General features: G+C 71.1%; 32 protein-coding genes. 18 read left to right on the top strand and 14 right to left on the bottom strand.

From position 1 onward, the window contains the following. The 7 genes from ITP53_RS27880 to ITP53_RS27850 form a co-directional block, all read left to right on the top strand. The coding region (locus ITP53_RS27880) for an ABC transporter substrate-binding protein (RefSeq protein WP_195898417.1) at window positions 1–989 on the top strand (989 nt) is incomplete at its 5' end. After that, the gene (locus ITP53_RS27875; RefSeq protein ID WP_328815965.1) at window positions 950–2086 is read left to right on the top strand and encodes an extracellular solute-binding protein; all 1137 of its coding nucleotides are present in this window, start codon (window positions 950–952) and stop codon (window positions 2084–2086) included. The genes ITP53_RS27880 and ITP53_RS27875, both read left to right, overlap by 40 nt. Then, window positions 2086–3219: an ABC transporter ATP-binding protein gene (locus ITP53_RS27870; protein WP_195898415.1), complete on the top strand. Its 1134-nt coding sequence runs from the start codon at window positions 2086–2088 to the stop codon at window positions 3217–3219. Before ITP53_RS27875 ends, ITP53_RS27870 begins: the two co-directional genes overlap by 1 nt. Then, the gene (locus tag ITP53_RS27865; protein WP_195898414.1) at window positions 3183–4055 is read left to right on the top strand and encodes an ABC transporter permease; all 873 of its coding nucleotides are present in this window, start codon (window positions 3183–3185) and stop codon (window positions 4053–4055) included. Before ITP53_RS27870 ends, ITP53_RS27865 begins: the two co-directional genes overlap by 37 nt. Window positions 4056–4060: 5 nt before the next feature. Continuing rightward, window positions 4061–4858, top strand: coding sequence for an ABC transporter permease (locus ITP53_RS27860; protein ID WP_207756502.1), 798 nt, complete (start codon window positions 4061–4063; stop codon window positions 4856–4858). Window positions 4859–4872: 14 nt separating this feature from the next. Then, on the top strand, window positions 4873–6015 hold the full coding sequence (locus tag ITP53_RS27855) for an NAD(P)/FAD-dependent oxidoreductase (RefSeq protein ID WP_195898412.1): 1143 nt from the start codon (window positions 4873–4875) through the stop codon (window positions 6013–6015). A gap of 158 nt (window positions 6016–6173) precedes the next feature. Next, entirely contained in the window at window positions 6174–7721 is a 1548-nt protein-coding gene (locus tag ITP53_RS27850) for an AMP-binding protein (RefSeq protein ID WP_195898411.1), read from the top strand. Between the two features lie 59 nt (window positions 7722–7780). On the opposite strand, the gene ITP53_RS27845 is transcribed toward ITP53_RS27850, so the two are convergent. The 4 genes from ITP53_RS27845 to ITP53_RS27830 form a co-directional block, all read right to left on the bottom strand. Next, a complete protein-coding gene (locus ITP53_RS27845; RefSeq protein ID WP_195898410.1) occupies window positions 7781–8185 on the bottom strand; it encodes a YybH family protein in 405 nt (134 codons plus the stop codon). Between the two features lie 36 nt (window positions 8186–8221). Further along, on the bottom strand, window positions 8222–9472 hold the full coding sequence (locus ITP53_RS27840; protein ID WP_328815961.1) for an RNA polymerase sigma factor: 1251 nt from the start codon (window positions 9470–9472) through the stop codon (window positions 8222–8224). Then, window positions 9469–9816 carry a YciI family protein gene (locus ITP53_RS27835; protein WP_195898409.1) on the bottom strand — a complete coding sequence of 116 codons (348 nt, stop codon included), beginning with the start codon at window positions 9814–9816 and terminating at the stop codon, window positions 9469–9471. Before ITP53_RS27835 ends, ITP53_RS27840 begins: the two co-directional genes overlap by 4 nt. 138 nt (window positions 9817–9954) lie before the next feature. Then, window positions 9955–10020 (bottom strand): hypothetical protein, encoded by a 66-nt coding sequence (locus ITP53_RS27830; RefSeq protein ID WP_236051239.1) that lies wholly within the window; start codon window positions 10018–10020, stop codon window positions 9955–9957. Between the two features lie 390 nt (window positions 10021–10410). On the opposite strand from ITP53_RS27830, the gene ITP53_RS27825 reads away from it, so the two are divergent. After that, window positions 10411–11751 carry an alpha/beta hydrolase domain-containing protein gene (locus tag ITP53_RS27825; RefSeq protein WP_236051234.1) on the top strand — a complete coding sequence of 447 codons (1341 nt, stop codon included), beginning with the start codon at window positions 10411–10413 and terminating at the stop codon, window positions 11749–11751. A gap of 435 nt (window positions 11752–12186) precedes the next feature. On the opposite strand, the gene ITP53_RS27820 is transcribed toward ITP53_RS27825, so the two are convergent. Beyond that, on the bottom strand, window positions 12187–12438 hold the full coding sequence (locus ITP53_RS27820; protein ID WP_195898408.1) for a cupin domain-containing protein: 252 nt from the start codon (window positions 12436–12438) through the stop codon (window positions 12187–12189). A 239-nt stretch (window positions 12439–12677) separates the two neighbouring features. After that, window positions 12678–13373 carry a MerR family transcriptional regulator gene (locus ITP53_RS27815; RefSeq protein ID WP_195898407.1) on the bottom strand — a complete coding sequence of 232 codons (696 nt, stop codon included), beginning with the start codon at window positions 13371–13373 and terminating at the stop codon, window positions 12678–12680. Window positions 13374–13459: 86 nt separating this feature from the next. On the opposite strand from ITP53_RS27815, the gene ITP53_RS27810 reads away from it, so the two are divergent. From ITP53_RS27810 to ITP53_RS27800, 3 genes are all read left to right on the top strand, one after another. Further along, window positions 13460–13936, top strand: coding sequence for a DUF6194 family protein (locus ITP53_RS27810; RefSeq protein ID WP_195898406.1), 477 nt, complete (start codon window positions 13460–13462; stop codon window positions 13934–13936). A gap of 79 nt (window positions 13937–14015) precedes the next feature. Continuing rightward, a complete protein-coding gene (locus ITP53_RS27805) occupies window positions 14016–14801 on the top strand; it encodes an arsenate reductase/protein-tyrosine-phosphatase family protein (RefSeq protein ID WP_195898405.1) in 786 nt (261 codons plus the stop codon). Continuing rightward, entirely contained in the window at window positions 14798–15190 is a 393-nt protein-coding gene (locus ITP53_RS27800) for a VOC family protein (protein WP_195898404.1), read from the top strand. Before ITP53_RS27805 ends, ITP53_RS27800 begins: the two co-directional genes overlap by 4 nt. A gap of 119 nt (window positions 15191–15309) precedes the next feature. Here ITP53_RS27800 and ITP53_RS27795 read toward each other — a convergent pair whose 3' ends face one another. Continuing rightward, complete coding sequence (locus ITP53_RS27795; protein ID WP_207756501.1) at window positions 15310–15990, bottom strand: TetR/AcrR family transcriptional regulator; 681 nt, start codon at window positions 15988–15990, stop codon at window positions 15310–15312. Between the two features lie 139 nt (window positions 15991–16129). On the opposite strand from ITP53_RS27795, the gene ITP53_RS27790 reads away from it, so the two are divergent. Beyond that, on the top strand, window positions 16130–16816 hold the full coding sequence (locus ITP53_RS27790; RefSeq protein WP_195898403.1) for a CatB-related O-acetyltransferase: 687 nt from the start codon (window positions 16130–16132) through the stop codon (window positions 16814–16816). A 275-nt stretch (window positions 16817–17091) separates the two neighbouring features. On the opposite strand, the gene ITP53_RS27785 is transcribed toward ITP53_RS27790, so the two are convergent. Continuing rightward, entirely contained in the window at window positions 17092–18051 is a 960-nt protein-coding gene (locus tag ITP53_RS27785) for an NAD(P)H-dependent flavin oxidoreductase (protein ID WP_195898402.1), read from the bottom strand. 59 nt (window positions 18052–18110) lie between these two features. On the opposite strand from ITP53_RS27785, the gene ITP53_RS27780 reads away from it, so the two are divergent. Beyond that, entirely contained in the window at window positions 18111–18638 is a 528-nt protein-coding gene (locus ITP53_RS27780) for a zinc-binding dehydrogenase (RefSeq protein WP_195898401.1), read from the top strand. Between the two features lie 287 nt (window positions 18639–18925). On the opposite strand, the gene ITP53_RS27775 is transcribed toward ITP53_RS27780, so the two are convergent. Beyond that, window positions 18926–19756: an SDR family NAD(P)-dependent oxidoreductase gene (locus tag ITP53_RS27775; RefSeq protein ID WP_195898400.1), complete on the bottom strand. Its 831-nt coding sequence runs from the start codon at window positions 19754–19756 to the stop codon at window positions 18926–18928. After that, the gene (locus ITP53_RS27770; protein ID WP_195898399.1) at window positions 19738–20172 is read right to left on the bottom strand and encodes a hypothetical protein; all 435 of its coding nucleotides are present in this window, start codon (window positions 20170–20172) and stop codon (window positions 19738–19740) included. Before ITP53_RS27770 ends, ITP53_RS27775 begins: the two co-directional genes overlap by 19 nt. A gap of 85 nt (window positions 20173–20257) precedes the next feature. Between ITP53_RS27770 and ITP53_RS57930 the strand changes: the two genes are divergently transcribed. Continuing rightward, window positions 20258–20659, top strand: coding sequence for a MerR family transcriptional regulator (locus ITP53_RS57930; RefSeq protein WP_195898398.1), 402 nt, complete (start codon window positions 20258–20260; stop codon window positions 20657–20659). Window positions 20660–20782: 123 nt separating this feature from the next. On the opposite strand, the gene ITP53_RS27760 is transcribed toward ITP53_RS57930, so the two are convergent. Next, window positions 20783–21574 (bottom strand): phosphotransferase family protein, encoded by a 792-nt coding sequence (locus ITP53_RS27760; RefSeq protein ID WP_328815954.1) that lies wholly within the window; start codon window positions 21572–21574, stop codon window positions 20783–20785. Between the two features lie 128 nt (window positions 21575–21702). Between ITP53_RS27760 and ITP53_RS27755 the strand changes: the two genes are divergently transcribed. Further along, window positions 21703–21939, top strand: a complete 237-nt coding sequence (locus tag ITP53_RS27755) for a glycosyltransferase (RefSeq protein WP_236051233.1) — start codon at window positions 21703–21705, stop codon at window positions 21937–21939. On the opposite strand, the gene ITP53_RS27750 is transcribed toward ITP53_RS27755, so the two are convergent. Further along, complete coding sequence (locus ITP53_RS27750) at window positions 21923–22795, bottom strand: RNA polymerase sigma-70 factor (RefSeq protein WP_195898396.1); 873 nt, start codon at window positions 22793–22795, stop codon at window positions 21923–21925. The two genes, ITP53_RS27755 and ITP53_RS27750, sit on opposite strands and share 17 nt — an antisense overlap. Window positions 22796–23001: 206 nt before the next feature. On the opposite strand from ITP53_RS27750, the gene ITP53_RS27745 reads away from it, so the two are divergent. Both ITP53_RS27745 and ITP53_RS27740 read left to right on the top strand, forming a co-directional pair. Beyond that, window positions 23002–24039, top strand: coding sequence for an LD-carboxypeptidase (locus ITP53_RS27745; RefSeq protein ID WP_195898395.1), 1038 nt, complete (start codon window positions 23002–23004; stop codon window positions 24037–24039). Between the two features lie 55 nt (window positions 24040–24094). Beyond that, entirely contained in the window at window positions 24095–24925 is an 831-nt protein-coding gene (locus ITP53_RS27740) for a maleylpyruvate isomerase family mycothiol-dependent enzyme (protein ID WP_195898394.1), read from the top strand. 88 nt (window positions 24926–25013) lie between these two features. Here ITP53_RS27740 and ITP53_RS27735 read toward each other — a convergent pair whose 3' ends face one another. Together ITP53_RS27735 and ITP53_RS27730 are read right to left on the bottom strand one after the other, a co-directional pair. Then, the gene (locus ITP53_RS27735; protein WP_207756500.1) at window positions 25014–25382 is read right to left on the bottom strand and encodes a DUF190 domain-containing protein; all 369 of its coding nucleotides are present in this window, start codon (window positions 25380–25382) and stop codon (window positions 25014–25016) included. A 191-nt stretch (window positions 25383–25573) separates the two neighbouring features. Continuing rightward, window positions 25574–26095, bottom strand: a complete 522-nt coding sequence (locus ITP53_RS27730) for a GNAT family N-acetyltransferase (RefSeq protein ID WP_195898393.1) — start codon at window positions 26093–26095, stop codon at window positions 25574–25576. A 55-nt stretch (window positions 26096–26150) separates the two neighbouring features. On the opposite strand from ITP53_RS27730, the gene ITP53_RS27725 reads away from it, so the two are divergent. Further along, window positions 26151–26744, top strand: a complete 594-nt coding sequence (locus ITP53_RS27725) for a TetR/AcrR family transcriptional regulator (protein WP_195898392.1) — start codon at window positions 26151–26153, stop codon at window positions 26742–26744. Window positions 26745–26763: the final 19 nt, after the last annotated feature.

The following is a 26763-nucleotide window of genomic DNA, read 5'->3' as shown; positions in this document are numbered from 1 at the left end:
CGCCCACCCCCTCCGCCTCCCCGGACACGCTCGTCGTCGCCGGGTACGGCGGCTCGTACGAGGAGGCGTTCAAGCAGACCGTCATCCCCGAGTTCGAGAAGTCCTGCGCCTGCAAGGTCACCTACATCGCGGGCAGCTCCACCGACACCGTCGCCAAGCTCAAGGCGCAGCAGGCCGCCCCGCAGATCGACGTCGCCCTCATCGACGACGGCGTGCAGAACCAGGCGGTCGAGGCCGGCCTGCTGACCGCGCTCGACCCGAAGACGGTCACCCACCTGCCCCAGGTGATCGACCTCGCCCGCCTCCCCGGCGACGTCGGCGTGGGCTTCTCGCTGAACGCCACCGGCATCGCCTACAACACCGACTACTACGAGAAGAACGGCCTGCCCGCACCCAGACGGCTGGCCGACCTGGCCGATCCGAAGCTCAAGGGCAAGCTCGTCATGCCGTCGATCACCCAGACGTACGGCCTGGGCGCCCTGGTGATCGCCGCCAAGGTCGGCGGCGGCTCGGAGCAGAACATCGACCCCGGCTTCGAGGGCGTGAAGAAGGTGGCGGCCAACGCCGTGACCTTCGACACCACCGCGGACGTGTCGAACTACTTCCTGCAGGGCCAGGCGGTCGCCAGCATCTGGGGCAACTCGCGGGTGCAGGTGCTGGCCGACAAGGACTACCCGATCGAGTTCGTCTACCCGGAGGAGGGCGCGCTGCCGCTGATCGCCACCGTCAACGTGGTGAACAAGGCGCCGCACCCCGACCTGGCGCAGAAGTTCGTCAACGCGCTGCTGGAGCCGTCGACGCAGGTGACGATGGCCAAGTCCAACTTCAACGGGCCCGTCGTCGAGGGCGTCACGCTCGACCCCGCGCTCGCGCGGCGGGTCGTCAGCCAGGAACGCGCCGCCGAGCTGCGCAAGCTCGACTGGAACGTGATCAACAAGAACCGCTCGGCGTGGACGGAGCGGTGGAACAAGGAGATCGAGACCTCTTGACCTCTCCCTCAGCTGAAGCAGAGGGATTCAACCCTCGCGGATTGAGCTTTCTGCTTCACAACCCGTTGCCGACCCGAATCAACGGCGAGGGTTGGTGTGCCAACCATCGGTCTTACACAAGCTCCACAGACCTGACTTCCCACCAGCCCGGCGGTAGGCCCTGCCAGCGTGGTCATCGCCAGCCGGGCATCACGACTGTACCACCTGGTCGGCCGCATGTCCGGGGATTCGCCCTGGCGGCGAGTCCCCGTCACCTGACCTGCTCCGCAGGCGATTCGCAGCAGGCCGCGCCGCAGATCGACGTGGCGCTCATCGACGACGGCCCGCAGGCCCAGGCCGCGACGGCGGGCCTGCTGGCCGCGCTCGACCCGAAGGTCGTCACCCGCCTAGGCAAGGTGGAGAAGGTGGCCAGGTTGCCCGGCGACGTCGGCGTCGGCTTCGCGCTGACCGCGACCGGGCTGGCCTACAACAGCGAGTGGTACGAGAAGAACGGCCTGCCCGCCCCGAAGCGGTTGTCCGACCTGGCCGACCCGAAGCTCAAGGGCAAGGTCGTGCTGCCGTCGATCAGCAACACGTACGGCGTGGGCGCCCTCATGCTCGCGGCCCGCGCGGGCGGCGGCTCGGAGAAGGCCGTCGACCCCGGCTTCGAGGGGATCGGGAAGGTGGCGGCCAACGCCTTCACCTTCGACACCACGGCCGACGTGTCCAACTACTTCCTGCAGGGGCAGGCGGTGGCCTCGGTCTGGGGCGGCTCACGCGTGGAGACGCTGGCCGACAAGGACTTCCCGATCAGGTTCGTCTACCCGGAGGAGGGCGCCATCCCGCTGCTGGCCACCGCGAACGTGGTGAACAAGGCGCCGCACCCTGACCTGGCGCAGAAGTTCGTCAACGCCCTGCTGGAGCCGGGCATCCAGGAGAAGCTCGCCGCCGAGGGCTACGACGGGCCGACCGTCTCCGACGCCGAGCTCGACCCGGCGCTGGCCGGGCGGGTGGTCGGCCCCGAGCAGGCGGCCGGGATGACGCCGCTGGACTGGACCACGGTCAACGCCGCGCGGGCCGCGTGGACCGACCGGTGGACGAAGGAGGTCGAGCGGTGATGAGTACCCGAACCGCGGAGCAAGGAGGGGTGCGGATGGGCACGGGCGGCACCACGGACGCACCCGCGCGGCGTGGGCGGCTGCGCCTGGACGGCGTGCGCAAGGTGCTGGGCGGCAAGGAGGTCGTCTCCGCCGTGGACCTGGAGACCGAGCCGGGGGAGTTCCTCACCCTGCTCGGCCCCTCGGGCTGCGGTAAGACGACCACGCTCAACATGGTCGCGGGTCACCTCACCGCCGACGGCGGCCTGATCGAGGTGGATGGCAGGGACGTCACCGGCGTCCCGCCGCACCGCCGCTCGATGGGCATGGTCTTCCAGTCGTACGCGCTGTTCCCGCACATGACGGTCGCCGAGAACGTCGCGTTCGGTCTGCGCATGCGCAAGGTCGCGGCGGCGGAGCGCAGGAGGCAGGTGGACGAGGTGCTGGAGATGGTGGGCCTGGCGGGCATGGCGGGCCGGCACCCGCGCCAGCTGTCGGGCGGCCAGCAGCAGCGCGCCGCGCTGGCCAGGGCCCTGGTCATCCAGCCCGACCTGCTGCTGCTCGACGAGCCGTTCTCCAACCTCGACGCCCAGCTGCGGGTACGGCTGCGCGAGGAGGTCGTCGCCCTGCAGCGGCGCATCGGCACCACCACCATCCTCGTCACCCACGACCAGGAGGAGGCGCTGGCCGTCTCCGACCGGATCGCGGTCATGGCCGACGGCGTCATCCACCAGCTCGACCGGCCACGGGAGATCTACCTGCGCCCGGCCACGGACTTCGTGGCCCAGTTCATCGGCGAGGTGAACACCCTCGACGGCACGGCCGCGGGACCCGCCGCGGACGGCTACGCCTGCCGGGTGGCGGGCGCCACCGTGGCCGCCACCCCGGCGGGCGACCCGCCGGCCGAGGGTACGGACGTGCGGCTCTACGTACGGCCCGAGGTGGTGCGGATCGAAGCGGCCAGTGGTGGGCCCGGCGGTCTCGGCGGAACCGTGCGGGAGACGCGCTTCCTCGGCTCGCGCATCCGCTGCGTCGTCGCCACCCCGGCGGGCGACGTGACGGCGGCGCTGCCGTTCGACGCGCGGGTGCCCGCGGAGGGGGAGGAGGTGACCTGCGCATGGCGGCCGTCGGACGCGTCGCTCGCGGCCCGCTGAACCGCCGCCGCTGGCGTACGGGGCTGCTCCTGGCGCTGCCGGCCATCGCGATCTTCGCGCTGCTGTTCGTGGCGCCGCTGTTCACGCTGGTGGCCAACAGCTTCAGGACCCAGACGGGCGCGTTCACGCTCGGCAACTACGAGCGCTTCCTCGGCGACCCGTTCTACCGGAGCGTGCTGTGGAACACGCTCAAGGTCGCCGCCCTGACCACGATCGGCTGCCTGCTCGTCGGCTACCCGTTCGCGCTCTACATGCGCGGCCGCTCACCACGTGCGCGCAACTGGCTGGCGTTGCTGCTGCTGTCGCCGCTGCTGATCAGCATGGTCATCCGCGCGTACGGGTGGCTGGTCGTCCTCGGGCCGAACGGGCCGGTCGCGGCCGTGTTCACGTGGCTCGGCGTGACCCCGCCGCAGCTGCTGTACAACGACACGGCCGTGCTCATCGGCATGGTGCACGTGATGCTGGCGTACATGGTGCTGCCGCTGATGGGCAGCCTGGACCGGATCGACCCGACGCTGGTGCCGGCCGCGAAGGGGCTCGGCGCGCCTGGCTGGACCTGCTTCTGGCGGATCACGCTGCCGCTGTCGGCGCCCGGCATGCTGGCCGGCGCCATGATCGTGTTCAGCCTGACCGCGTCCAGCTTCGTCACCCCGGCGATTCTCGGCGGACCGAAGGTGAAGCTCATGCCGTACTTCGTCTACACGCAGGCGACCACCACGCTCGACTGGCCGTACGCGGCCGCGATCGGGTTCGTCCTGGTGGTCGTGACGACCGGGCTGCTGCTCGGCTACGCCCGGCTGCTGCGCCGGGGCGGCGGGGAGGTGGCGTTCGGATGACCCGGATGACGCGTGTGCTCGGGACCGCGTTCGCGGTGCTCGTCGGGGTGTTCCTGATCGCGCCGGTCGCGGTCACGGTGGCGTCCTCGCTCACCACGACGTCGTACGTGACGTTCCCGCCGCAGGGGATCACGCTGCGCTGGTACGCGGAGGTGTTCCAGAAGCCGGAGTTCCTGTCGTCGTTCGTGCTCAGCGTCGGTGTGGCGGTGGCGGCGGCGGCCGTCTCCGCGGTGGTGGGGCTGGCCGGCGGGCTGGCCATCCACCGCTACCGTTTCCCCGGCTGGGCCGCGCTTGAGGCCGTGCTGTCCAGCGCGTTCGCGGTGCCCACGATCGTGCTGGGCATCGGGCTGCTGCAGTGGTTCGCGCAGATGGGGCTGGCGTCGAGCCCGTTCACGTTGCTGCTGGCCCACCTCGTGCTGACCGTGCCGTACGCGGTCCGGCTCGTGCTCGCCGGGCTGGCCGGTCTCGACCGGTCGGCGGAGAAGGCGGCGGCCGGGCTGGGCGCCTCGCCGTTCCTGGTGTTCTGGCACGTGACGCTGCCCGCTGTGCGGGGGGCGCTGGTGGGGGGCGCGTTCTTCGCCTTCATCACCTCTTTCGACGATCTGACGGTGGCGCTGTTCGTGGTCACGACCGACCTGCAGACGCTGCCCGTACGCATCTTCAACTACATGCAGTACGACTACGACCCCACGGTCACCGCGATCGGCACCCTGATGGTGCTGTTCGCCGGCGTCGCGGTCGTCGTCATCGAACGTTTCGTCGGCGTGGCCAGGCTGTTCGGCGCCGACACCGACAAGCAGTGAAGAGAGGAGCGAGTGTGCGAGTCGTCGTCATCGGCGCTGGGGTGGTGGGGTCCGCGGTCGCGGCCGGACTGGTCCGGCGCGGGGCCCGGGTCACCGTTCTGGAGGCGCGTACCCCAGGAGCCGGTACGAGCTCCACCTCGGTCGCGTGGGTCAACGCCAACAACAAGACCCCCAAGGAGTACTTCGACCTCAACCAGGCCGCGGTCTGGGCGCACCACCAGTTGCCCGGCGACTGGTTCTTCCCCACGGGAAACCTCGAATGCGCGGTCACCGACGAGCACAAGGAGCTGCTCGACGCCCGCGTACGGCGGCTGGTCGGCATGGGCTACCCGGTCGAGCGGGTGACCGCCGGGCGGGCCCTGGCACTGGAGCCGGACCTGTTCCCGCCGCCGCCCGGCACCGAGTACGTGTTCTTCCCCGTCGAGGCGTACGTCCAGCCGCTGCGCCTGCTCGGACGGCTGCTGGGCGAGGCCCGCGACGGCGGGGCGGCGGTGGAGTGCGGGGCCGAGGTCGCCGCGATCGACACCTCGGCGTCGGGCGCGAAGGTGACCGTGGCCGACGGCCGTACGTTCGCCGCGGACGTGGTCGTCACCTGCGCAGGGCGGTGGACCGAGCGGGTCGGGGGCTTGGCGGGCGTGGCGATCCCGATGCTCGACCCGGCCGTGTCCGGGAAGGTCACCAACGGCTTCCTGGTCACTACCACGCCGGTGCCGGCGCGGCTGTCGCGGGTGCTCACCACCGCCGGGCTCAACCTGCGTCCCGACGGGGGCGGGCGGCTGCTGCTGCAGTCCCTGCCGCTGGACGGGCGGGCCGACCCGGCGCTCCCGGTGCCCGGCGACGTGCTCGACGAGATCATGGGCCTGCTGCCCGGGGTGCTGCGCGCCACCGAGGGCGCCGCCGTCGAGCGGGCGGTCGTGGGGCAGCGCGCCATGCCCGGCGACGGGCTGACCGTGGCCGGGTTCACCGGCGCGGACCGGCGGGTGTACACCGTGGCCACGCACAGCGGGGTGACGCTGGCGCCGCTGCTGATGGGCGAGGTGGCGGGGGAGGTGTTCGGGGAGGAGTCGCCGTTGCTGACGCCGTTCCGGCCCGCGCGCTTCGCCGACGGGACGGCGGGTCCCGCGCCGGTGCCCGCCCGCCGTCCCGGCCAGCAGTGACGGGCGAGACCGGCGGGGACATGCTCGTCCTCCGTGTGAGAAGTGACGGGCGAGACCGGCGGGGACACGCTCGTCCTCCGTGAGAAGTGACGCGCGAGGTTCCAGGACCGCGCAGGCGGGTACGCGTACCTCGTCTGTGAGAAAGGCCTGGTGCGCGCATGATCGGAAGGTTGGTCGAGTGGGGCGGGTTCGGGGTGGAGGCCGTCGCCGCGCTCACCCGTAACGGGCTGCTGCGGCCGGTGCCGCCGGCCGCGCTGGCGCGGGTGGTGGAGGCGTACCGGCACTTTCACCTCACACCCGCTGCCGGGGTGGCCATCGGCGCGGTGCGCTGGCCGGACCGGGCGGCCGTGGTGGATGAGAAGGGGTCGCTGACCTTCGCCGAGCTCGACGCGCGGGCGGCCGCGCTCGCCGCCGGCCTGAGCCGCCGCTTCGGCGTGGGGCCGGGCCGGACGGTCGCGGTCATGTGGCCCAACGACCGCGGCTTCGTCGAGGCGATCACGGCGGTGTCCCGGCTGGGCGCCGACCTGCTGCCGCTCAACACCGGGCTGGCCGGGCCGCGGCTGCGGGACCTGCTGGAGCGCGAGGAGGTGGACACGCTGATCGCGGCGCCGGACCTGCCGCCGGTCGACTTCGCCGGCCCGCGCGCCGGCGACCTCGACGAGCTGGTACGCGCCGGAGGCGTTCCGCCGGACCCGCCGCGGCGGCCGGGCCGGCTGGTGCTGCTGACCTCGGGCACGACGGGCGCGCCCAAGGGGGCGCCGCGGCGGCTGTCGGTGGCGGGGCTGGCCGAGCCGTTCATCTCGATGCTGTCCACCGTCCCACTGCGCAGCGGCGAGCCGATGCTCATCGCCCCGCCGCTGTTCCACGGTCTCGGCCTGCTCTGGTACGGCGCGGCGCTGCTGCTCGGCTGCCCGGTCGTGCTGATGCGCCGCTTCGACCCCGACGCCGTGCTCGACGCGCTCGCCGCCCACCGGGTGGGGGCGCTGGTGGCCGTGCCGATCATGCTGTCGCGGCTGCTGGAGCAGCCGGCCCGGCTGCTGCCGGACCTGCGCGTCGTCGTCTGCGGCGGCGCGGCGCTGCGGCCGGACCTGGCCACCGGTTTCATGGACGCGTACGGCGACGTTCTCTACAACCTCTACGGCTCCACCGAGGCCGGCTGGGCCGCACTGGCGACGCCCGAAGAGCTGCGCGCCGCCCCAGACACCGTCGGCCGCCCGCCGCGCGGCGCCACGGTGCGCATCGCGGGCCCCGGCGGCGGGGAGCAGCCGACCGGCGAGGTGGGCCGGGTGCTGGTCGGCGGCGGCCTGACCTTCGGCGGCGGGGCGAACGGGCTGCTGAGCACCGGCGACCTCGGTCACCGGGACGCGCGGGGCCTGCTGTTCATCGACGGCCGCGACGATGACATGATCGTCTCCGGTGGCGAGAACGTCTTCCCGCAGGAGGTCGAGAACTTCCTGGCCCGCCACCCTGGCGTCGCCGACGTGGCCGTGCTCGGCGTGCCGGACGAGGAGTACGGCCAGCGTCTGGCCGCCTACGTCGTGCAGGAGGAGGACGCCGCGCTGTCGGCGGAGGAGCTGAAGCGGGCGGTCAAGGCGGAGCTGGCCGGGTTCAAGGTGCCGCGCGACGTCGAGTTCGTGACCTCGGTGCCCCGCAACCCGACCGGCAAGGTGGACCGCGGCCGGCTCACCAACGAATCTACAAAGTAAAGGCGTCGCGCCGGGTATTTGTCTGCCGCCCCGCCCACGAGAGCAGGGCGGCAGCAACGTCAGGCGGTTCCGTGGGGGTTGTCGATGACGTACCGCCACCGGCCGTCGGCGCCGCGGCGGGCGACGTCGGTGGCGGTCCCGCTCAGGTCGACGGCGGTGCCGTCGGGTGCGGTGCCGCGCATCGACCAGTCCACGATGAGCAGCGCGATGTCGTCCGCGACGTACACGTGGCGGGGGCTGGCCTCGATGGGCAGGCCGAAGCTCTGCATGTGCTGGTTGGCGGCGAGCCGGGCGGTGCCGGTGACGGGGTGGCCGGGGACCGGGACGAGGACGGCGCCGTCCTCGTAGGCGTGGTCGAGGGCGTCGGGATCGCCGGAGTTCATGGCCGCGACGAACTGGGCGGCGGGGCTGTCGGGATCACCGGCGAGGATCACGCGAGGCTGCGGAGTGTCATGATGCGTCATGACAAAATGATCTTATCACATGTACGAGCGGCCGGATCAGGGATCGCCGGCTTCGTGGAGGCGGGCGGCGAGGAACTCCCGCTCTGCCTCGTTGCCGGCGAGGTCCAGCGCCGCGCGGTAGGCGGTGGCGGCCTCGCGGTGGCGGCCGAGCCGGCGCAGCAGGTCGGCGCGGATGGCCGGAAGGTAGTGGTAGGCGGCGAGCCGGTCGTCTTGTGCCAGGGCGTCGATCTCATCGAGGGCGGCCTCGGGACCGTGCACCATCGAGGTCGCGACAGCCCGGTTGAGCGCGACGACGGGGGAGGGCCAGACCTTCAGGAGTTCGTTGTAGAGCCACAGGATCTGGCGCCAGTCGGTCGCGGCGTAGTCGGGCGCGGTGGCGTGCAGGCAGGCGATGCCGGCCTGCAGGGCGTACCGGCCGGTCCCGCCGGTCCGGAACGCGCGCTCGACCAGGCGGCGTCCTTCGTCGATGGCGGCCAGGTCCCAGGCGGAGCGGTCCTGTTCTTCCAGCAGCAGGAGCCGGCCCTGGGCGTCGGTACGGGTGGCCCTGCGGGCATCGGTGAGCAGGAGTAGCGCGAGCAGCCCGCGTACCTCCGCCTCGTCGGGCATCAGGGCGGTGAGCATGTGGGCCAGGGCCAGCGCGCGCTCCACCAGATCGGCGCGGATCAGATCGGCGCCTATGGAGGCGGTGTGCCCGGTGGTGTAGAGCAGGTGGATGACGGTCAGCACCGCGTCCAGCCGCTCGGGCAGCTCGCCGGCGTCAGGTACGCGGTAGGGGATCGCCGCCGCGGAGATCTTCTTCTTGGCGCGGGTGACGCGTGCGGCCATGGCCGGCTCAGCGACCAGGAACGCGTTGGCGATGTCGGCGGTGCCGACCCCGCACACCAGGCGCAGGGTCAGCGCCACCTGGGCCTCCCTGGCGAGCGCGGGGTGGCAGCAGGTGAAGATCAGCCGCAGGCGGTCGTCGGGGATCGCCTCGTCGTAGGGCTCGTCCATGTCGGCCTCGTCCGGTTCTGCGAGCAGCGGCATTTTCGCCCGGAACACCTGGTCCCTGCGCAGGACGTCCAGCGCTTTGCGTTTGGCGGTGGTGGTGAGCCAGGCGCCGGGCTTGCGGGGCACGCCGTCGCGGGCCCAGACCTCCAGCGCGGTGAGGTAGGCGTCCTGGACGCACTCCTCGGCGAGGTCGAGGTCGCCGGCGACGCGTGCCGTCGCGGCGAGCACGAAGGCCCACTCGCGACGGTGCGCGTCGGCCACGGCGTGTTCGGCCGCGGCCCTGGTGTCGTCGCTCACTCCGCCGGTGGGGCGAACAGCGGCCGGATCTCCACACCGCCGCCGTCCAGGTACACCGGATTGAGCTTGGCGATCTTCAGGGCGACGTCCAGGTCGGGCGCCTCCAGGATGAAGAACCCGGCGATGACCTCCTTGGCCTCGGTGAACGGGCCGTCGGTGACGATGTCGCCACCGCGCACGGAGGTGGCCGTGCTGCTGGGCTGCAGCGCATAGCCGGCGACACCGCGACCTCCCAGTTCCTCGACCTGGGCCGGGTACCGTTCGAGCGCCGCTTCGTACTCGGGCGAGATCTTCATCGGGTCGCCGGGCGCCGGCAGGTAGACCAGGACTCCGTACTGGGGCATCAGGCCCTCCTCTTTTCTCGGTGGTCGTCCTCTCTATCACCCGACGAACGGGAGCGGCCGGTTTCGACAGCGCGCGGAGAAATCTCTCCGGCCGTGCCGGTATGGGTTCGGGCCATCGGCGGGCTGAGGCCACGTCGGTCAGGCGGCGGCGCCTCCGGTGACCGGCAGCACCACGCCTGTCACGTACGATGCGCGATCGCTCAGCAGCCAGGCGGCCGATTCGGCGATTTCCGATGCCGCGGCTGGCTCCGGTGACGAGTGCGATCTTGTCGGACAGCATTCCGGTATAGGTCATGACTCCACCGTGCACCCGCGCCGCAAGGCCGTGGCAGGCCCTGACGGTACCTGGCTGGTCCGCCGCGCCCGGTGCATCCTTGTGCGCCCGGTGCATCCTTGGCGGGTGGACAAGTACGAACTCGGCCGTTTCCTGGGGCTGCTGCCGGCGATCGGCCTTCGGCAGATGCTGGCCGCGGAAGGGGACCGGTGATTGTACCGATGCGGAGTGGCCTTTCGTCGTGGATCATGCCGGTGTGTGTGAGGTCCGCTGAGGGGAGATCTGACGGCATGGTCTTATTCGTGAGAATGGTCCGGGTCATGGTGGCGGGCATGGTGGCCCTGGGGCTCGTGGCGGGGCCGGTGTACGCTGATGAGCGATCGCCTGTTCCCGTACCGGCTGTCGAAGGGCCTGTGCCGGGGTCGGTGCCCGGGGATCCGTCCGCGCCTGATGTGCGGGACACGTATCCGTGGCTGTCCACGAACGTGGATCTGGCCGCGCGTGGTTATGTGGAGCAGGAGTTCTACCTTTCCGGTGCCGCCGATGCCTACAGTGCGGCGGGTCAGGTGCTGGCTACCGATGTGGCTTACCGGACGCGGGTCATCGTGCGCCGGCCCGTTCATCAGGCGAGGTTCAACGGGACCGTGCTGGCCGAGTGGCAGAACGTGACGGCCGGGTATGACCTGGACGCGTTGTGGAGTGCCGAGCAGATCATGCGGGCCGGGTATGCGTGGGTGGGTGTCTCGGCGCAGCGGGTCGGGGTGGATCAGTTGCGTGGGTGGAGTCCGGCGCGTTACGACGATCTGGATGTCACCGGTGGGGGCCGGTTCGTCGCGGACGAGTTGTCGTACGACATTTTTTCGCAGGCGGCGAAGGCTTTGCGGGTGCATGGCGGGGGTGCCGTGCTGGGCCGGTTGGATGTGGACACGGTGCTGGCGATCGGGGCTTCGCAGTCGGCGGGCCGGATGACGGTGTATTACGATGCCGTGCTGCCGCAGATCGAGAGTGTTTTCGATGGGTTCGCGAACATTGTGGGGACCGCGCCGACGCGTGCCGGTGCGGAGCCGGTGTTCCAGGTGCTGTCGGAGACGGATGTGCGTTCGCCGGTGCGGCCTGCCGACACGGATCGGTTCCGGCGGTGGGAGGTGGCCGGGGCGGCTCACTCCGGTTGGGCGGGGCAGGAGTATCGGCGTCCGTTGCTCACGCGTGATCTCGGTGCCGCTCCGTCGTATGAGTGTGATCGGCCGCCGTACAGCCGGGTGCCGCTGAGTCATGTGCTCGCCGCCGCTTATGATCATCTGACGCGGTGGGTGGAGCGGGGGAAGGTGCCGCCGTCGGCTCCTTCGTTGTCGTTCAACGCTGACGGTACGAAGGTTCGCGACGAGCTGGGTCTGGCCCAGGGTGGCATCCGGCTTTCGCAGGTGGCGGCTCCTACGGCGGTGAACACCGGGGACAACTCGGGTGAGGGTTTCTGCCGGTTGTTCGGCTCGTACGTGCCTTTCGACGAGGCTCGGTTGAGGGAGCTCTATCGGGTGGAGGGCCGGTACGTGGCCGCGGTCGCCAGGGCTGACGCGGTCAATCTGGGCAAGGGGTTCGTGTTGCCGGGGGACGCGGCGCAGAACGTGAGGGACGCGGTGGCGTTCGACTTCGGCGGCCGCTGAGGATCGGTCTCAGCCGGGTGGCCCGCAGGTTTCTGGGCAGCAGGCGGGCCCGTGCCTGGAGCAGCGGGGTCCAGTCGCCATGGCGTATTCGGCGTGGGCGGCTTCGACGGTGTCGGGGTGGCGCTGGGCCTTCTCGTGTTCTGCGAGGGCGCGGTAGACGCTGGCGAGGGAGGGGTTGTGACCCTTGCGCTTGCCCGGTGGGGGTGATCAGGTGCTTGCGGATCTTCTCGATGGGTTCGCCGGCCACGCGGCGGCTTCAGCATCCGGATCGAGGACGGATCGTTTGCGCCGGCGCTCAGCAGGCCCGGTGGGCGAGGCCGGGCTAGAGCCGCCCGTCATCAGGGTTCGATGTGGTGCGGCAGCTTCGCCTGATCTGCCCTGCGACGTGTAGTCGCGTACCTGCCACCGGCCGGGACGCTATGCGCCGCCGTTGTCTCACCAGATGGGGCTGGTGACGAGATGGGTGTCGTAACGATCTTGTTCGGTGAGCAGGCTCTCGCGGCTGGCTTCGCCGCGGCGGATTCGGGCGACCTGCCGAAGGTAGTCGAACCGCTCGACGACGGGAGTGATCACGATCAGGGTGTCCGCGGTGCTTTCGGGGTGGGCGCGGAAGGCGTGGTCACAACACGGCGGGACGACCAGGAAGTCGCCGGAGCGGGCGGTGATGATCTCCGATCCCGCGAGCACGTCGAGCGCTCCGTCGACGACGAAGAACAGTGTCGAGGGTCGGTTCCTTGTGCCGCCGTTCGATGAGCACGAACACCGCCAGCAGAGCCGCCCCGCCGATCAGGCAGCCGATCTGCGTGGCGTCCAGTGGCTGTGCGGCGAGTTCGGTCATCGCCCACAGCACACCGCACAGCCCCAGTCCCAGGGTGATCATGCCCCATGGGTCGAGCCGTCGGCGTACCCGTTCGCCGAGCGAGGGCTCAGGCCGGCGTCGGCGGGATCACTGCGCTGAGCGCGGCGGCGCCTTCCAGCAGGGCTCTGGATCGGGCGTTGATGCCGGCGTCCCGGGCGGCCAGGGTGGTCATCAGCTCGTCCCGGTGGTGAGCGCGTCCCAGGTGCGGCATCAGGGCTTTGAGCGTGGTGATGCGGTAGCCGGCCAGGCGGAGCTGGTGGACGATGCGGGCGTCGCGGACCTGGTCGGGTGGGTAGCGTCGTGGTTCTCGTACGGAGTCCCGGCGGGGAACGACGAGACCTTCCGCGTCCCAGTGCCGCAAGGTCGACGGGCGTACGCCGAGTGCGGTGGCGAGTTCGGTGATGGTCATCGAGTCCGAGGGGCGTACACCGGTGATGGGCTCCGCGGCGATGGCCTGGGCGGCTTCCTTGGCGAGTGCGAGCTCCCGGCGTTCGGTGTGGAGCCGGGCGTGTGCCGCGTCCAGGAGGGCGAGCGCGTCCGAGGCCGGGTGTTCGTGGGCGGCGCGCAGGATCTTCTTGGCCTCGACGGGCCCCGTACCGGCGGCGAGCGCGCGGTAGGCGAGCGCGGAGTGCAGGTGCGGCTCTGCGTAGATCCGGTAGCCGGTCGGGGTGCGTGCCGCGCGGGGGAGTACGCCGTCTTGCTCGAGGTTGCGTATCTGCTGGACGGAGTAGCCGGTCTGTCGTGCGATGTCGGCAGTCCTCATTCCTCCGTATTTGCGACTTCTCACCCTGCTACCTCGGCTTTTTCGCGACAAGTCTCTATAAGCACTTCAATGGAATGCTAGAACACATGGACGTTGACGAGATCATCAAGTACCTCGACGGCCTCGGTGGGGTCCTGACCCTCAGACCGGCACCCGGCGACGGTTCACCCGAGGTCAGTTGGGGCGACGTGTTCTTCTACCACGCACCCGATGGCGTCGTTCCGAAGACGACCCAGCCCTTCGCGACGATCGTGACCAAGGACTACCCCGGCGACGAACGGTCACGTCTGAACCGGCCGGACACCTTCCGCCTGAACGTCTTCGCAGGGAAGGACGCCTTCATCAGCTGGACCGGCCACGAGCCGCGCGAGGCTGCCACGCGTGACGCCGACCCGAGCGTGGCCGACACCGTGTTCGCGCACCCGGTCTACGGCGGTCAGGGGTGGCTCGCCGTCGTGAACCCGGGCCCGCGAACCGAGACGGCGGTCCGTGAGCTGCTCGGCACCGCCCACCGCCTCGCGCGCGTTCGCTACGAGCGACGTGCAGGACCGGCGACGGGCTGACTCGTCGAACGCCGTCAAGCTGGGAGTATATATCAATATGGATTGATGCATCGAGCAAGTTTGATGTATAGTCGTGATCATGGCGTCCGCTCGAACCGTCCCACCGTCGTTCGTCCGGCTGGCCGCCCACGAGGTGCGCTGGCGGCTGCTGAGCGAACTGGCGCGCAGCGATCTGCGCGTACGAGAACTGGTGGAACTGGTCGGCCAGCCGCAGAACCTGGTCTCCTACCACCTGCGGCTGCTGCGTTCGGGCGGGCTGGTCGCGGCCCGCCGGAGCAGCTTCGACGGCCGCGACAGCTACTACCACCTGGACCTGGAGTGCTGCGCGGACGCGCTGGCCGCCGCCGGCGCCTGCCTGCATCCCGCGCTGCGTCTGGCTCCGGCCCAGCCGGTGCTCGCGGCTGAGGACTCGGCGGCACCCTCCGTGCTGTTCGTGTGCACCGGCAACAGCGCCCGTTCACCCATCGCGGAGGCCCTGCTGCGTCACCGCACCGGCGGCCGCGCCGAGGCGACCAGCGCAGGCAGCCATCCCAAGCCGCGCCTGCACCCAGGCGCCGTGCGTGTGCTGCGCCGGCGATACGGGATCGACTTCGCAGGCCGGCGTCCGCGGCATCTGGACACGATGACCGGCCGCCGCTTCGACTACGTGATCAGCCTGTGCGACAAGGTCCGCGAGGTCTGCCCCGAGTTCGTCGACCGCCAGCGACGCCTGCATTGGAGCATCCCCGACCCGGCCGCCGACGGCGACGACACCGCCGGGGCCGGTGGCCCCGCATTCGACCGTACCGCCGCCGAGATCGACACCCGCATCAGGTACCTGCTGCCCATGCTCGCCCACACCCCACACCGGGAGGTCCAGCCATGACACCACCTGACCAACTCGCCGGCGTCCGTTACATCGTCGACGACGTCCAAGCGGCCATCGACTTCTACACCACGCACCTCGGATTCGCCGTGCACACCAGCGCCGCGCCCGCCTTCGCCGATGTCGTCCGCGGCCCGCTGCGGCTGTTGCTGTCGGGACCGGCCAGTTCCGGCGCCCGTGCCACGCCCGATGACGCCACCGGCGGGGGCCGTAATCGCATCCATCTCATCGTCGGCGACCTCGACGCCGAGATCGGCCGGCTTCGTACCGCGGGGCTCGCCTTCCGCGGCGACGTGGTCGCCGGCCCCGGCGGACGCCAGATCCTGCTCACCGACCCCGCCGGCAACCTCATCGAACTCTTCCAACCCGCCGGCCGCCGCGATGGGTGAGGCGGCCCACCGCTGACGGCGCCCGGCCGGCGCGTCCGAACGCACGGTCAGGTCCGCCCCGGCCGGCGGCCACGGAAGGCCTGGACCGCGGAACGTCGGCGCAGCCCTTTCATGGGCGGTCACACAACCTGGCCGTCCGGCGGGGACTTGACGAAGGCGCCGGCGGATGCGGCGAGGACGGCGGTCCTGGCCGTCTGGTCGGGAAGGTCCGGGTCGGGTGGCGTACGGAGAAGCACCAGTTGGTGGTACAGCGGCGCTGTGGCGGCGACGAGCAGGCGCCGCGCGTCGGTGTGCGGCGGAAGCTCGCCGCGCCGAACGGCTCGGTCCACGATGACCTCACAGCGGGCGTATCGGTCCTCCCAGAGCCGCCGCACGCCGCGGGCGGCTTCTTCGGAGCGGAACGAGGCGGCGATCAGGGCCGCGGCGATCGAGGGCCGCGCGGTCAGGGCCGCCTGGCTCTCGTGGTTCAGTGCCGCCAGGTCGCCCCGCAGGGAGCCGGTGTCCTGGGGCTGCCAGTCATCGTCACCCGTCGCCTCGAAGACGTCGGCGAGCAGGCCGCCGACATTCCGCCAGCGCCGGTACACCGTTGCGCGGTGGACGCCCGCACGGGCCGCGACACCGTCCAGGGTGAGCTCGTCGTAGCCGCGCTCCCCGAGCTCGGCGCGGACCGCGCCGAGAACCTGCGTACGGATGCGGCTGGTACGGCCACCCGGGCGGCGCCGAGCCGGTGGGCCGCCCTGCGAGGGTGGAACCGCGGAAGTCGTCGCTCCGTCTCCGGTTTGCTCGGCGGGCAGTGTCATGACACCATCTTAATATAGAAGTTGTCGCATTAGTGGCGGCATCAATGCTCTTCGGAAGGGCGCCTTTGAACCCTCGGGATCACCGGCGAGAGATCGTCAACGGAGCCCTGAGCGGCAGGAACCCGAGAGGAAACGATCCATGAAGCCCCATGTTCCCGCCGACCCGACCGTGGTGCATCCCATGCCCGGGCAGTCGCGGGTGGTGCTGCTCCGGCCGCTGGTCAAGTCCCCGTTGATCGAGGTGGGGGAGTATTCGTACTACGACGACCCGGACGATCCGACCGCGTTCGAGACACGCAACGTGCTCTACCACTACGGGCCGGAGAAACTGGTCATCGGTAAGTTCTGTGCGCTGGGCACGGGGGTGCGGTTCATCATGAACGGCGCCAACCACCGCATGGACGGCCCCTCGACCTTCCCCTTTCCCACCATGGGCGGCTCGTGGTCCGAACATTTCGACCTGCTCACCGGCCTGCCGAACCGGGGGGACACCGTCGTCGGCAACGACGTCTGGTTCGGCTACGGCGTGACGGTGATGCCAGGCGTACGGATCGGGCACGGCGTGATCATCGGTTCCGGCGCGGTGGTCACCTCGGACGTGCCCGACTACGGGATCGCCGGCGGCAACCCGGCCCGTCTCATCCGCACCCGCTACAGCGAGGAGGACGTCGCCCGGCTGCTGGCGGTGGCTTGGTGGGACTGGCCCGCGGAGCACATCACCGAGCACGTGCGGACGATCATGTCGGGCGGCATCGCCGACCTGGAAGCCGCCGCCCCGGACAGCCGTCGCTTTTCTCCACCCGCCGCGGGCCCCCGTCCGGTCTAGGATCCCAGCCGCGGGATCTCCGGGCCGGCCGCGAAACGAATGATCGCGGCCGCCCGGGAGGCCTCCATCCGGTTCGAGGGGGCGTTCCTGACACCCAGACAGGCTCAGGCGCTGCTGGACGAGCCGCAGTTCACCGTCTAAGACAACCCTGACGCGTTCCTGACCGGCAACTACGACCCATCCAAGGCGTTGTGCCACTCTGAGCGGGCCGACGCCCTTGCGGGCTGAACGCGACGACTACGAACGAGCCGGAACAGGGCTGACGGTTGAGTGGGTCAGCGGCGTCCCGCTCGGGTCAGCGCGTCATCGGCCTGGGCGGCCATCGCGGCGACCAGGTCCTCCGCCGACGGCAGGTCGGTGATGAGGTCGACGGCCTCGCCCGCCCAAACCGGCAGCGGGGGGATCGCGCCGCGTGCCACGTCGTCCTGGTAGTCCTGAAGGGCTTGGAGATCGGCGGCGAGCTCGGCCTCCCGGCCGCGCCAGCGGTCGAGGTAGGGGTGGCCGAGGGTGCGGGCGGGGTACTTCGACGGCCACCGGGAGCCTCTCGCGATGTCCAGCACGGTGCTGCGCTCGGTGTCCTGGCCCTGCCCCTCGAGGATCGCCTTGGTGATCAAGGGATCGACCAGGGCCTCGGTGGTGGCCTGGAAGCGGGTGCCGATGAGCGCTCCGGCAGCGCCCAGCACGAGAGCCGCCGCCACCCCGCGTCCATCGGCGATCCCACCCGCTGCCAGCACCGGTACCGGAGCTACGAGATCCACTACCGCGGGCACGAACGGCAAAGTGGACCGCCCGCGCACGGCTCCGTGCCCACCGCTCTCGGTTCCCTGAGCCACGATCACATCGGCGCCCAGGTCCTCGGCCCGCTTGGCCTCCTCCAGATCGGTGACCTGGAGGATCAACAGAGCCCCTGCCCGGCGGACATGCTCCGCGTATGGGCTCGGATCGCCGAAGGACAGCATCACGGCGCTGGGGCCGTAGCTCAGCGCCAGCTCCACCGCGGCGAGATCGATCCCCCAGGTCAGGAATCCGACACCCCACGGCCTTTCAGTGCCCGCGACGATCGGCACCTCACGTGCCAGCCACTCCGAGTCCCCGTACGCGCCGCCCAGAATCCCGAACCCGCCAGCGCGGGAGACAGCTGCGGCCAGTGCGCCACCGGCCGACCCACCCATCGGCGCCAGCGCGATGGGGTACCGCAGGCCGAGCATCTCCGTGAACACCGTCGACAACGTCATGCCCGCATCATGCCGTCTCGTCCGACAGGCAGGAACCTTCGCGGCGCGACAAGGCGAAGTTGCAGCCGGGCGAGCGCCTGCTCGTACGCGGCGGCAGCGCCGGCGTGGGCGTCGTGGCGGTGCAGCTCGGCAGGGCACTCGGCGCCCACGTCACCGCCCTCGCCGGGGCACGCAACCTCGACTTCGTCGGCGACCTCGGCACCCACGAGGCCTATGACTACGCCATCACGCGGCCCGCGGATCTACCGCGGTTCGACGTGGTCATGGACACCGTCGGCACCGAGCACCCCGCCTACCGGCGTCTCCTGACCCCGTCGGGCCGCATGGTGACGATCGCCTTCGACGTCGACCGGGCCGCCGCGTCCCTGTCGTACATCGCCGCCTCCACCATGTACGGCCGGCGTCGCGTGTGCTCCTTCAGCGGCCGGCCCACCCACCGCCTTCTCGCCGACCTCACCCGATATGTGGAGGCCGGCGCCGTCCGCCCAGTCGTGGACACCGTGTTTCCCCTGGAAAAGATCGCCAAGGCACACCGGGCCCTGGAGGCGGGCGGCGTGCGCGGCAAGATCATCGTCCGCATCGTCTGAGATCCAGGGTCGTAGTCATATTCGGAATTCCCGCCACCGGCTGTCTCCGCAGGCCAGCAGCTTCCGAGAACAAGCGGCCGGACCGCAAGCGGGAGATCTCAGCCGGATATGATCAGCGCCCGATCAGCCACGTCATCCGCCGATTCGGCAACGCCCTCTTCGCCCCTCGTCCGGCCCGGAACCGCCCCGGCTCCGGCTTGCATCGCCGGGCATCAGGACGTTGGCTCCGTACGCGCGGCCACCTGGCCGGGCCGGAGGCCACGAGGAGTGGGGCGGCGGAAGGGAGGTCAGGTGGTGGGCTCGGGGGTCAGGAGCGTCTCGCTGCGCTCCCACAGCAGTCGCGCGGCATCGGGGTCGTCGGCGAGCCGGTGCGTGGGCGCGGGGCGCCGCTTCTCGTAGTGGCCGCCGGGGACCCAGTCGGAGCCCGGCGTCGAGGTCGCCAGCCAGACCAGGGTGTCGGCGCCCTTCTCCGGCGAGAGCAGCAGCCGCTTCAGCGGCGAGTGGTAAACCACCCGCGCCATGCTGTCGGTCCCGCCGGCGAAGTTCGTCGCGACCGCGCCGGGGTGGAAGGAGACCGCGTTCAGGCCGTCCGGGCCGTGGCGCCGCTGCAGTTCGCGGGTGAACAGGATGTTGGCGAGCTTGGCATTGGAGTACGCCAGCGCGCCCGAATAGTGGCGCTCCATGTCGAGGTCGTCGAAATCCAGCCGGGCGCGCTGGTTGAGCATGCTCGACGTCATGATGACCGTGGCACGGCCGGCGCTCAGCCGGGGGAGCAGCAGCGTGGTCAGCAGGAACGGCGCCAGGTGGTTGACCTGGAACGTCGCCTCGTGCCCGTCGGCCGTCACGGTGCGCGAGCCCATGATGCCGCCGGCGTTGTTGACCAGCACGTCGATGACGGGATGGCGGTCGAGTAGCGTCGCCGCGAGCGCGCGAACCCCCGCCAGGCTCGCGAAGTCGGTCACGTGATGCTCGGTGTCCAGTTCTCCGGCCACCGCCTCGGTCTTGGCGGCCGATCGCCCGACGACGACGACGTCGTGGCCGCGCTGGGTGAGGATGCGCGCCGCCGCGCGGCCGATGCCGTCGCTGGCGCCGGTCAGGACTATGGTCTTTCCCGCCATACTCCCGGCCCTTTCGTCCCGGTTTCGCATGAACGCGTGTGACCATCGTACTGACCGGCCGTCCGGAGCGCGCGGTCCCGTGCTCCCGTCTCCGGCAGGCGGTAGAGCTGCTCCAGTACGGCGCGCGCGGCAGCGTCGTCGCTCACCGCCGCGTCCCACAGCACCTGGTCGCCGTCGGTGGTGACGGCGAAGGCGAAGAAGGCGCAGCACGCCTGCTCCCGCGCGGCCAGGTCGTGCGCCCACGCCGCCACGCCGGGCGCGGCCCGCAGGCGGAAGCGGATGCCCTCGGCGGTCCGCTCCTTGCTGATGAGGGCATGGGCGAACAGCCGGCGGTATTCCTCCAGCCGCTCGCCCAGGGCGTCGGGGGCGCCGGTCATGTCGCACACGACGGGGGTGGAAGCGGGCGGGATGTCCATGTCCTGACTCCTTCGCGGCAGGTCTTGCGGCCTCGTCACGAGAACCCTAAAGTCTGGACCCAGGTCCAGAGTCAAGGGGTTCGGCGTGAAGATCGGAGAGGTCGCCAGGGAGGCCGGGGTCAGCGTCGATACGGTCCGCTTCTACGAGCGGCGCGGCGTGCTGCCCGCCGCCGGGCGCCGGCCGTCGGGCTACCGGATCTTCAGTGCCGCGGCGGTGGAGCGCATCCGCATGGCCAAGGCGCTGCAGGAGCTCGGCTTCACCCTGGACGAGGTCGCCGGCATTCTGGCCGCCCACGACGGGGGCGGGGCAACGTGCGCGAGCGAGCGCTGGCGGCTGGAAGCGGTGGTGGACCGGATCGACGCCAGGATCGCCGAGCTGGGCCGGGTCCGGCGCAACGCCGCCGAGGCCCTGGAGTGCTGCCGGGCCGGCCGGTGCCGCCTCGTGCCCGGCGCGGACCCGGGCGGGCCCGGGACGCCGGCCTCCTAGGTCGCTCGCCTCCAGGATCGGCGTAGCGTCATCGGCTGCCACGGGTGAGCCGGGGCGCGTGCATGCGACGAGAGCAGACGCTGGAACACGACGTCGCTCGTTGCCGGCGGGGCCTGAGGGTTGCTAGCGGGGCCTGAGCGTCTTGGCCACGTCGAGCCAGAGGGTGACGTCGGAGGCGGGGAAGTGCCGGATGGCCCAGTCGACCATGCGCAGGCTCATGTGCGCCCAGTAGAGGAGCGCCACCCTGTCCGGGACGTCCACGTGCAGGCCGGGGGCGCGCCGGGCCAGGTCGAAGCGGAGCGTGAACAGGTCGAAGTCGGCGTCACCGCGGGTGGCGCCATCCCAGTCGATCACGCCGGTGACCCTTCCCGCCGCGTCCACCAGCACGTTCTCCGGGTGGAAGTCGGTGTGGACGAGATCGTCGCCCTCCAGGGTGTCGGGAAAGGCCCGCCCGATCTCCTCCACCTCCGCCAGCAGTCGCCGCGTCCGGCTGTCGTAGGCGCGCAGCGAGCCGTGCAGGCAGAAGCCGGGCCCGTCCTCGCGCAGGTGCAACCGCATGCCCGGCAGGTCGGTGCGCCCCGCGAGCAGCCCGCGGCACCGCCGGTTGATCTCGATCATGGATTGTACGGTCGCCGCCGTGGGCTCCCGCGCGGTCACTCCGGGAAGCAGTTCCTGGACGATCACCGGCGGATGGACGAGTTCGTACGCCGGCACCGGGATGCCCGCCGCCCGCGCCACCGACAGCAACTCGCTCACGTCGGGACCGCCGGTCAGCACCGAGCGGTGGCCGTCCGGCCAGCGAACGTAGGCGGCGCCGACCTGGCCGCCGGGACAGGGACCTTCGTAGGTGAGGGGGACGGGCAGCTCGTCCAGGTACTGATGGACGTCGAGCCGGGGGACGGGAGACAGCGACACGGGCATACCTCCGGGGGTCGGGTGCAGTCGGGAGCGGCGCCGCCAAGGACCGGACAGGAGCGCCAGGAGCCGAAGGGGGCCGCCCAGCGCCGCCGCGGCGCTGCTCGCTGGATCTGCCCGGTCTCCGCTTGATCGTCGCGGACGACGACTCCCCGGACGGCACCGGCGCGCTCGCCGACGACCTCGCCAAGCGCGCGAACGAAGATCACCCCGACCGGATGGTGGTGCTCCACCGCAAGGTCAAGGAGGGCATCGGGCGGGCCCACATCGCCGGGATGCGGGAGGCGCTCGCGCGCGGCGACGAGTACGTCGCGGCCGCTGCCGGGACCGGCGCGGGATCGGCGGGGGTCAGGCGGCGGCGGTGATCTTGGCCGGGTTCATCATCCACAGCACCTGGTCGATGCCCTGGTCGGAGGCGTTGACCGTGAGCACCGCGAACACCTCGCCGTCGCGGCACAGCAGCGCGGACGCCTGCCCGTTCACGGGGCCCCATCTCACCTCGACCCCGGCCCAGAACCGGTCCGCGAACGCCCTGACGTACTTCGACACCCGGAACGCCCCCACCACGGGGATGCGAGAGGCTCGGACGGCGCCGCCGCCGTCGGAGTAACTGACCACGTCCGCCGCCAGCAGCTCCTCCAGCGCGGCCAGGTCGCCGGCACGGGCGGCGGCGACGAACGCGGTCAGCAGCCTGCGCTGCTCGGCGCCGCTCACCGGCGCGCGGCGCCCGCCGAGCACGTGCTTGCGCGCCCTGCTGACCAGCTGACGGACCGCCACCTCGCTGACCTGGATGACGTCCGCGATCTTCCGGTACGGATAGTCGAACGCCTCCCGCAGCACGTACGCCGCCCGCTCGGTGGGCGAGAGCCGCTCGAGCAGCAGCAGAACCGCGTACCCCAGAGCCTCGCCCCGTTCGGCGCCCAGGTGCGGATCCGCAGTGGTGTCGACCGGTTCGGGCAGCCACGGGCCGACGTAGGTCTCGCGGCGGACCCGCGCCGACCGTACGGCGTTGATGGCCAGCCGCGTGGTCACCGTCGCCAGGAACGCCCCCGGGTCGGCCACCGTGGCGCGGTCATAGGTCTGCCAGCGCAGCCAGACGTCCTGCACCAGGTCCTCGGCCTCGGTGGAGCTGCCCAGCATCCGGTACGCGATCCCGAACAGGCGCGGCCGCACCCCGGCGAAGACCGCCGCGGCCTGGTCGAGATCTTCCCGCGCCCCCATGTCGATCCCCTCTGTTCCCCCTGGCCAGTGAACCCATCCGGCCTTGTGACCATCATCTGCCACCCGTGGGGCGGCCCGGTCAGGAGGGGTGCGCGATTGATGACAATCTAGGAAGATTCCCCGGGCAGCCGGTCGATGCCCGCCGCCGTTCGTCTCCGCGGAAAAGCCGTGGCCGGTGGCGCCGGCCTCGGGGTAGCTTGCTCCGCATGCTGGCGTACCCTGACAAGCCGAAGCCCGGTGAGAAGGTGGCGATCCTGTCACCGGGCGCCGCCCTGCCCGCGATCTTCCCGGCGCCGTACGAGCTGGGCCTCACCCGCCTCAGGGAGGACTTCGGGCTCGTGCCGGTCGAATTCCCGACCACCCGCGAGCTCGGGTCGTCGCCGGCCGCGCGGGCCGCGGACGTCAACGCCGCGTTCGCCGATCCGTCGATCACAGCCGTTCTGGCCTCCATCGGCGGCGAGGACCAGATCAAGGTGCTGCGTCACCTCGACCGGGACATCCTCGCCGCCCATCCGAAGCCGTTCTTCGGCATCAGCGACAACACCAACCTGTGCAACTTCCTGTGGAACCTCGGCGTCGTGTCGTACTACGGCGGCCTGATCATGACGGTCTTCGGTCGTGGCGGCGCGATGAACGCGCAGGCAGCCGAGGCGGTGCGGGCCGCGCTGTTCACCCACGACACCTATGACCTGCGCCCCGCGGAGACGTACACCGACATCGACCGGGACTGGAAGGATCCGGCGTCGCTGGAGAGCGAGCCGGACATGCTCCCCGGCGGCGGCTGGCAATGGCACGGCCCGCGCCGTACGGTGACCGGCCCGTCATGGGGCGGCTGTCTGGAGATCGTCGACTGGAACCTGCGCGTCGGCACCCACATCCAGGACCCCGACGCCTACGACGGCTGCGTGCTGTTCCTCGAGACCTCGGAGGAGCTCCCCGACGCCAGGTACGTGTATCACGTGCTGATGTGCATGGGTGAGCGCGGCTTGCTGCAGCGGTTCGGCGCCGCGGTCATCGGGCGGCCCAAGGCGTGGTCGCTGGACGATCCTCTCCCGCCGGATCGCAAGGCCGAGTTCATCGCCGCCCAGCGGGATGCCGTGCTCAGGGCCTTCGCCGAGTACAACCCGGAGATCCCGCTCGTCCTCAACGTGGACATCGGGCACACGGACCCGCAACTGGTCGTCCCGTACGGTGGCACGGTCACCGTCGACGCCGTCACCGGTCGCATCACCGTACGGTACTGATGCCGCGAACGTGCCCTGATCCGGACACTTCGCCTGACACAGGAAGGGTCGCGCCATGACGATCTTCGGTTCAGCCATCGATGTCCGCCCCCTCTTCCCGCGTGAACGGCGGGCCATGCTCGACCTGCTCCGCGCCCTGAGCCCGGCGGACTGGGCCAAGCCGACGGTCTGCCCGGGCTGGAACGTGCACGACGTCACCGGACACGTACTCAACGACTACATGCGGCGCCTGTCAGGCAGCCGCGACGGATACGGCGGCGCGATCTTCGCCGACGACGAGACGCTTCCCGCGTATCTCACGCGCACCAACGAGGAGTTCGTCCGGGCGACCCGCCAGCTCAGCCCGCGGCTGCTGATCGAACTGCTGGACGACCTCGGAGTGCGGCTGGACGCCGTCTGGGGGGCACGCGATCTGGCCGCGCCCGCCGACCTGAACGTGTCCTGGGCCGCCACGGACGTCGACAGCCCCGCCTGGCTCGACCTCGGCCGCGAGTACACCGAGTTCTGGGTCCACCAGCAGCAGGTACGCGACGCCGTCTCCCGCCCCGGAGCCACACAGCCCGACCTCATGGCGCCGGTGGTGGACGTCTTCGCGCGCGCCCTGCCGTACACCTTGAGGGCGCTCGAACGCCCGGAGGGCACGGTGGTTCAGCTGGAGGTGACCGGGCCGGCCGGCGGCCGATGGGGCGCGGTGCGGCGGGACGGCCGATGGCGGATGGCGGTGCCCGGCGCAGAGCCGGCCGCGCGCGTCTCGATGGACCAGGACGCCTTCTGGCGGCTGGCGACCAGAGGCATCACCGTCGAGCAGGCACGCGCCCGCTCCGAGCCGGGCGGCGACCCGGAGCTCACCGCCGCCATGACGACGCTGCTCGCGATCGTCGCCTAGCACGCCGGACGCTCAGTGTGCGTGGGCCTCCTGGAGTGACCGGCCGGCCAGGCGGGCGGCGACGAGGCCGCCGAAATCGGGGCAGCGGTCACGGGCGTCCCTCGTCGTCCTCTCCTGAAGGGGCGGGGCGTCCGACGTAGCGGATCACTTCGACCTCGTCCAGGATGACCAGCCCTTCGGTGACCAGCTCGTCCAGCTGGGGCAGGAAGGCGCGGATCTTGTCGGAGGCGTCGACGATGATGATCGCCAGCGGCAGGTCCTCCGACAGTGACAGGATGCGGGCGGTGTGGATGCGGCTGGAGGCGCCGTAGCCTTCGATGCCGTGCAGCACGCTCGCGCCGGCCAGCCCCTGCTGGTGGGCGCGGTGCACGATCTCGTGGTAGAGCGGCCTGCGGTGCCAGGTGTCATGCTCGCCCACGAAGATGGTCAGCCGAAGCGCCGAGCCCTGCAATCTCATCAGACGTCCTCCCGTCGGCGGACCAGCGGTGACAGCAGCAGCCTGCCCAGCAATCGGCCGAGTAAGACCGCGGCCGGCTTCCGGCCGGCCGGACCGTGGTCAGCGGCAGCGACGGACCGGGGGCCGGGACGCGGCGGACGCGCGCGCCGCCGTCTGATCGGCGGCGCGATGACGACGAGCACGTGCGGGATTTACAGGTCCCGCTCCCAGTTCTGGCCGACCAGATCATGGCCGAAGCTGTGGTGCTTCTCCTGATCGGCCAGTACGAAGCCGTGGCCCTCGTAGATCCGCCTGGCCGAGGCGAGGACGTCGTTGGTCCACAGCGTGATGCGGCGGTAGCCGGCGCGGCGGGCGAAGTCCAGGCAGGTCGAGACCAGCCGGTCCCCGGCGCCGCGGCCGCGCGCCTTGGGGTGAACCAGCAGGATCCGCAGCTTGGCCAGTTCTTCGTCCGCGCGGACCAAGAACACGCAGCCCACCCGCTCGCCGTCCAGCTCGGCGATCCAGGCCGCTTCACGCGCCCTGTCGTGATCGCCTGCGTAGTCGGCGACGATCTTGGCTACGAGCGCCTCGAACGAGGTGTCCCAGCCGAACTCGTCGGCGTAGATCTCGCCGTGCGCCTGGACCACCCAGCCCAGATCGCCGGGCTGTCCGAGCGGGCGAATCACCAGCCCTCCGCCGCCGGCCGTGGTCTCGCTGCCGCGCGTAGTGGTCATGATCTCTTTCCCCATTCCGCTGAAACGACTGTTTCAGTGATGTCATAATGCATCCATGTCCCAGTCGTCGGCAAGTCCGTCCGCGCGGCAGGTCGAGCTGATCGAGGCCGCCTACCGATACGTGCTCACCCACGGGCTGGCGGAGCTGTCACTGCGGCCGTTGGCGAAGGAGATCGGGTCCAGCCCGCGCGTGCTGCTGTACCTGTTCGGCACCAAGGAAGGGCTGGTGCGCGCGCTGCTCGCCCGCGCCCGCGCCAGCGAGCTCGAATTCCTCGCCGGCCTCGGATCGGAGGCGCCGGTCGCCTCGGAGATCGGCGACGACCGGCTGACGCATGTCGCGGGGCGGCTGTGGACCTGGCTCTCGGCCCCCGAGCACCGCCCGCTGCTCAACCTGTGGCTGGAGGGCTACGCCCGCTCGCTCGTCGAGCGCGACGGCCCGTGGAGAGGGTTCGCGCGCGCGACCGTCGAGGACTGGCTGCAGGTGCTGGCCGCCGCCCAGCCCGAGCACGTCCGGCACACCGAAGACGGGCGGGCGCGGCGCACGCAGGTGCTGGCCCTGCTACGGGGTGCGCTCATCGATCTGCTCGCCACCGGCGACGCCGACCGCACCAGCGCCGCCGTACGACGTCAACTCGGCGCCCCGCGATGAGCCGGCCCTCGCCTGGCTC

It is taken from the genome of Nonomuraea cypriaca (genome assembly GCF_015645445.1).
In the GTDB taxonomy this organism is placed as follows: domain Bacteria; phylum Actinomycetota; class Actinomycetes; order Streptosporangiales; family Streptosporangiaceae; genus Nonomuraea; species Nonomuraea cypriaca.
Note: the sequence above shows the minus strand (reverse complement) of the source record. Positions and strands in the feature narration are given on the sequence as shown.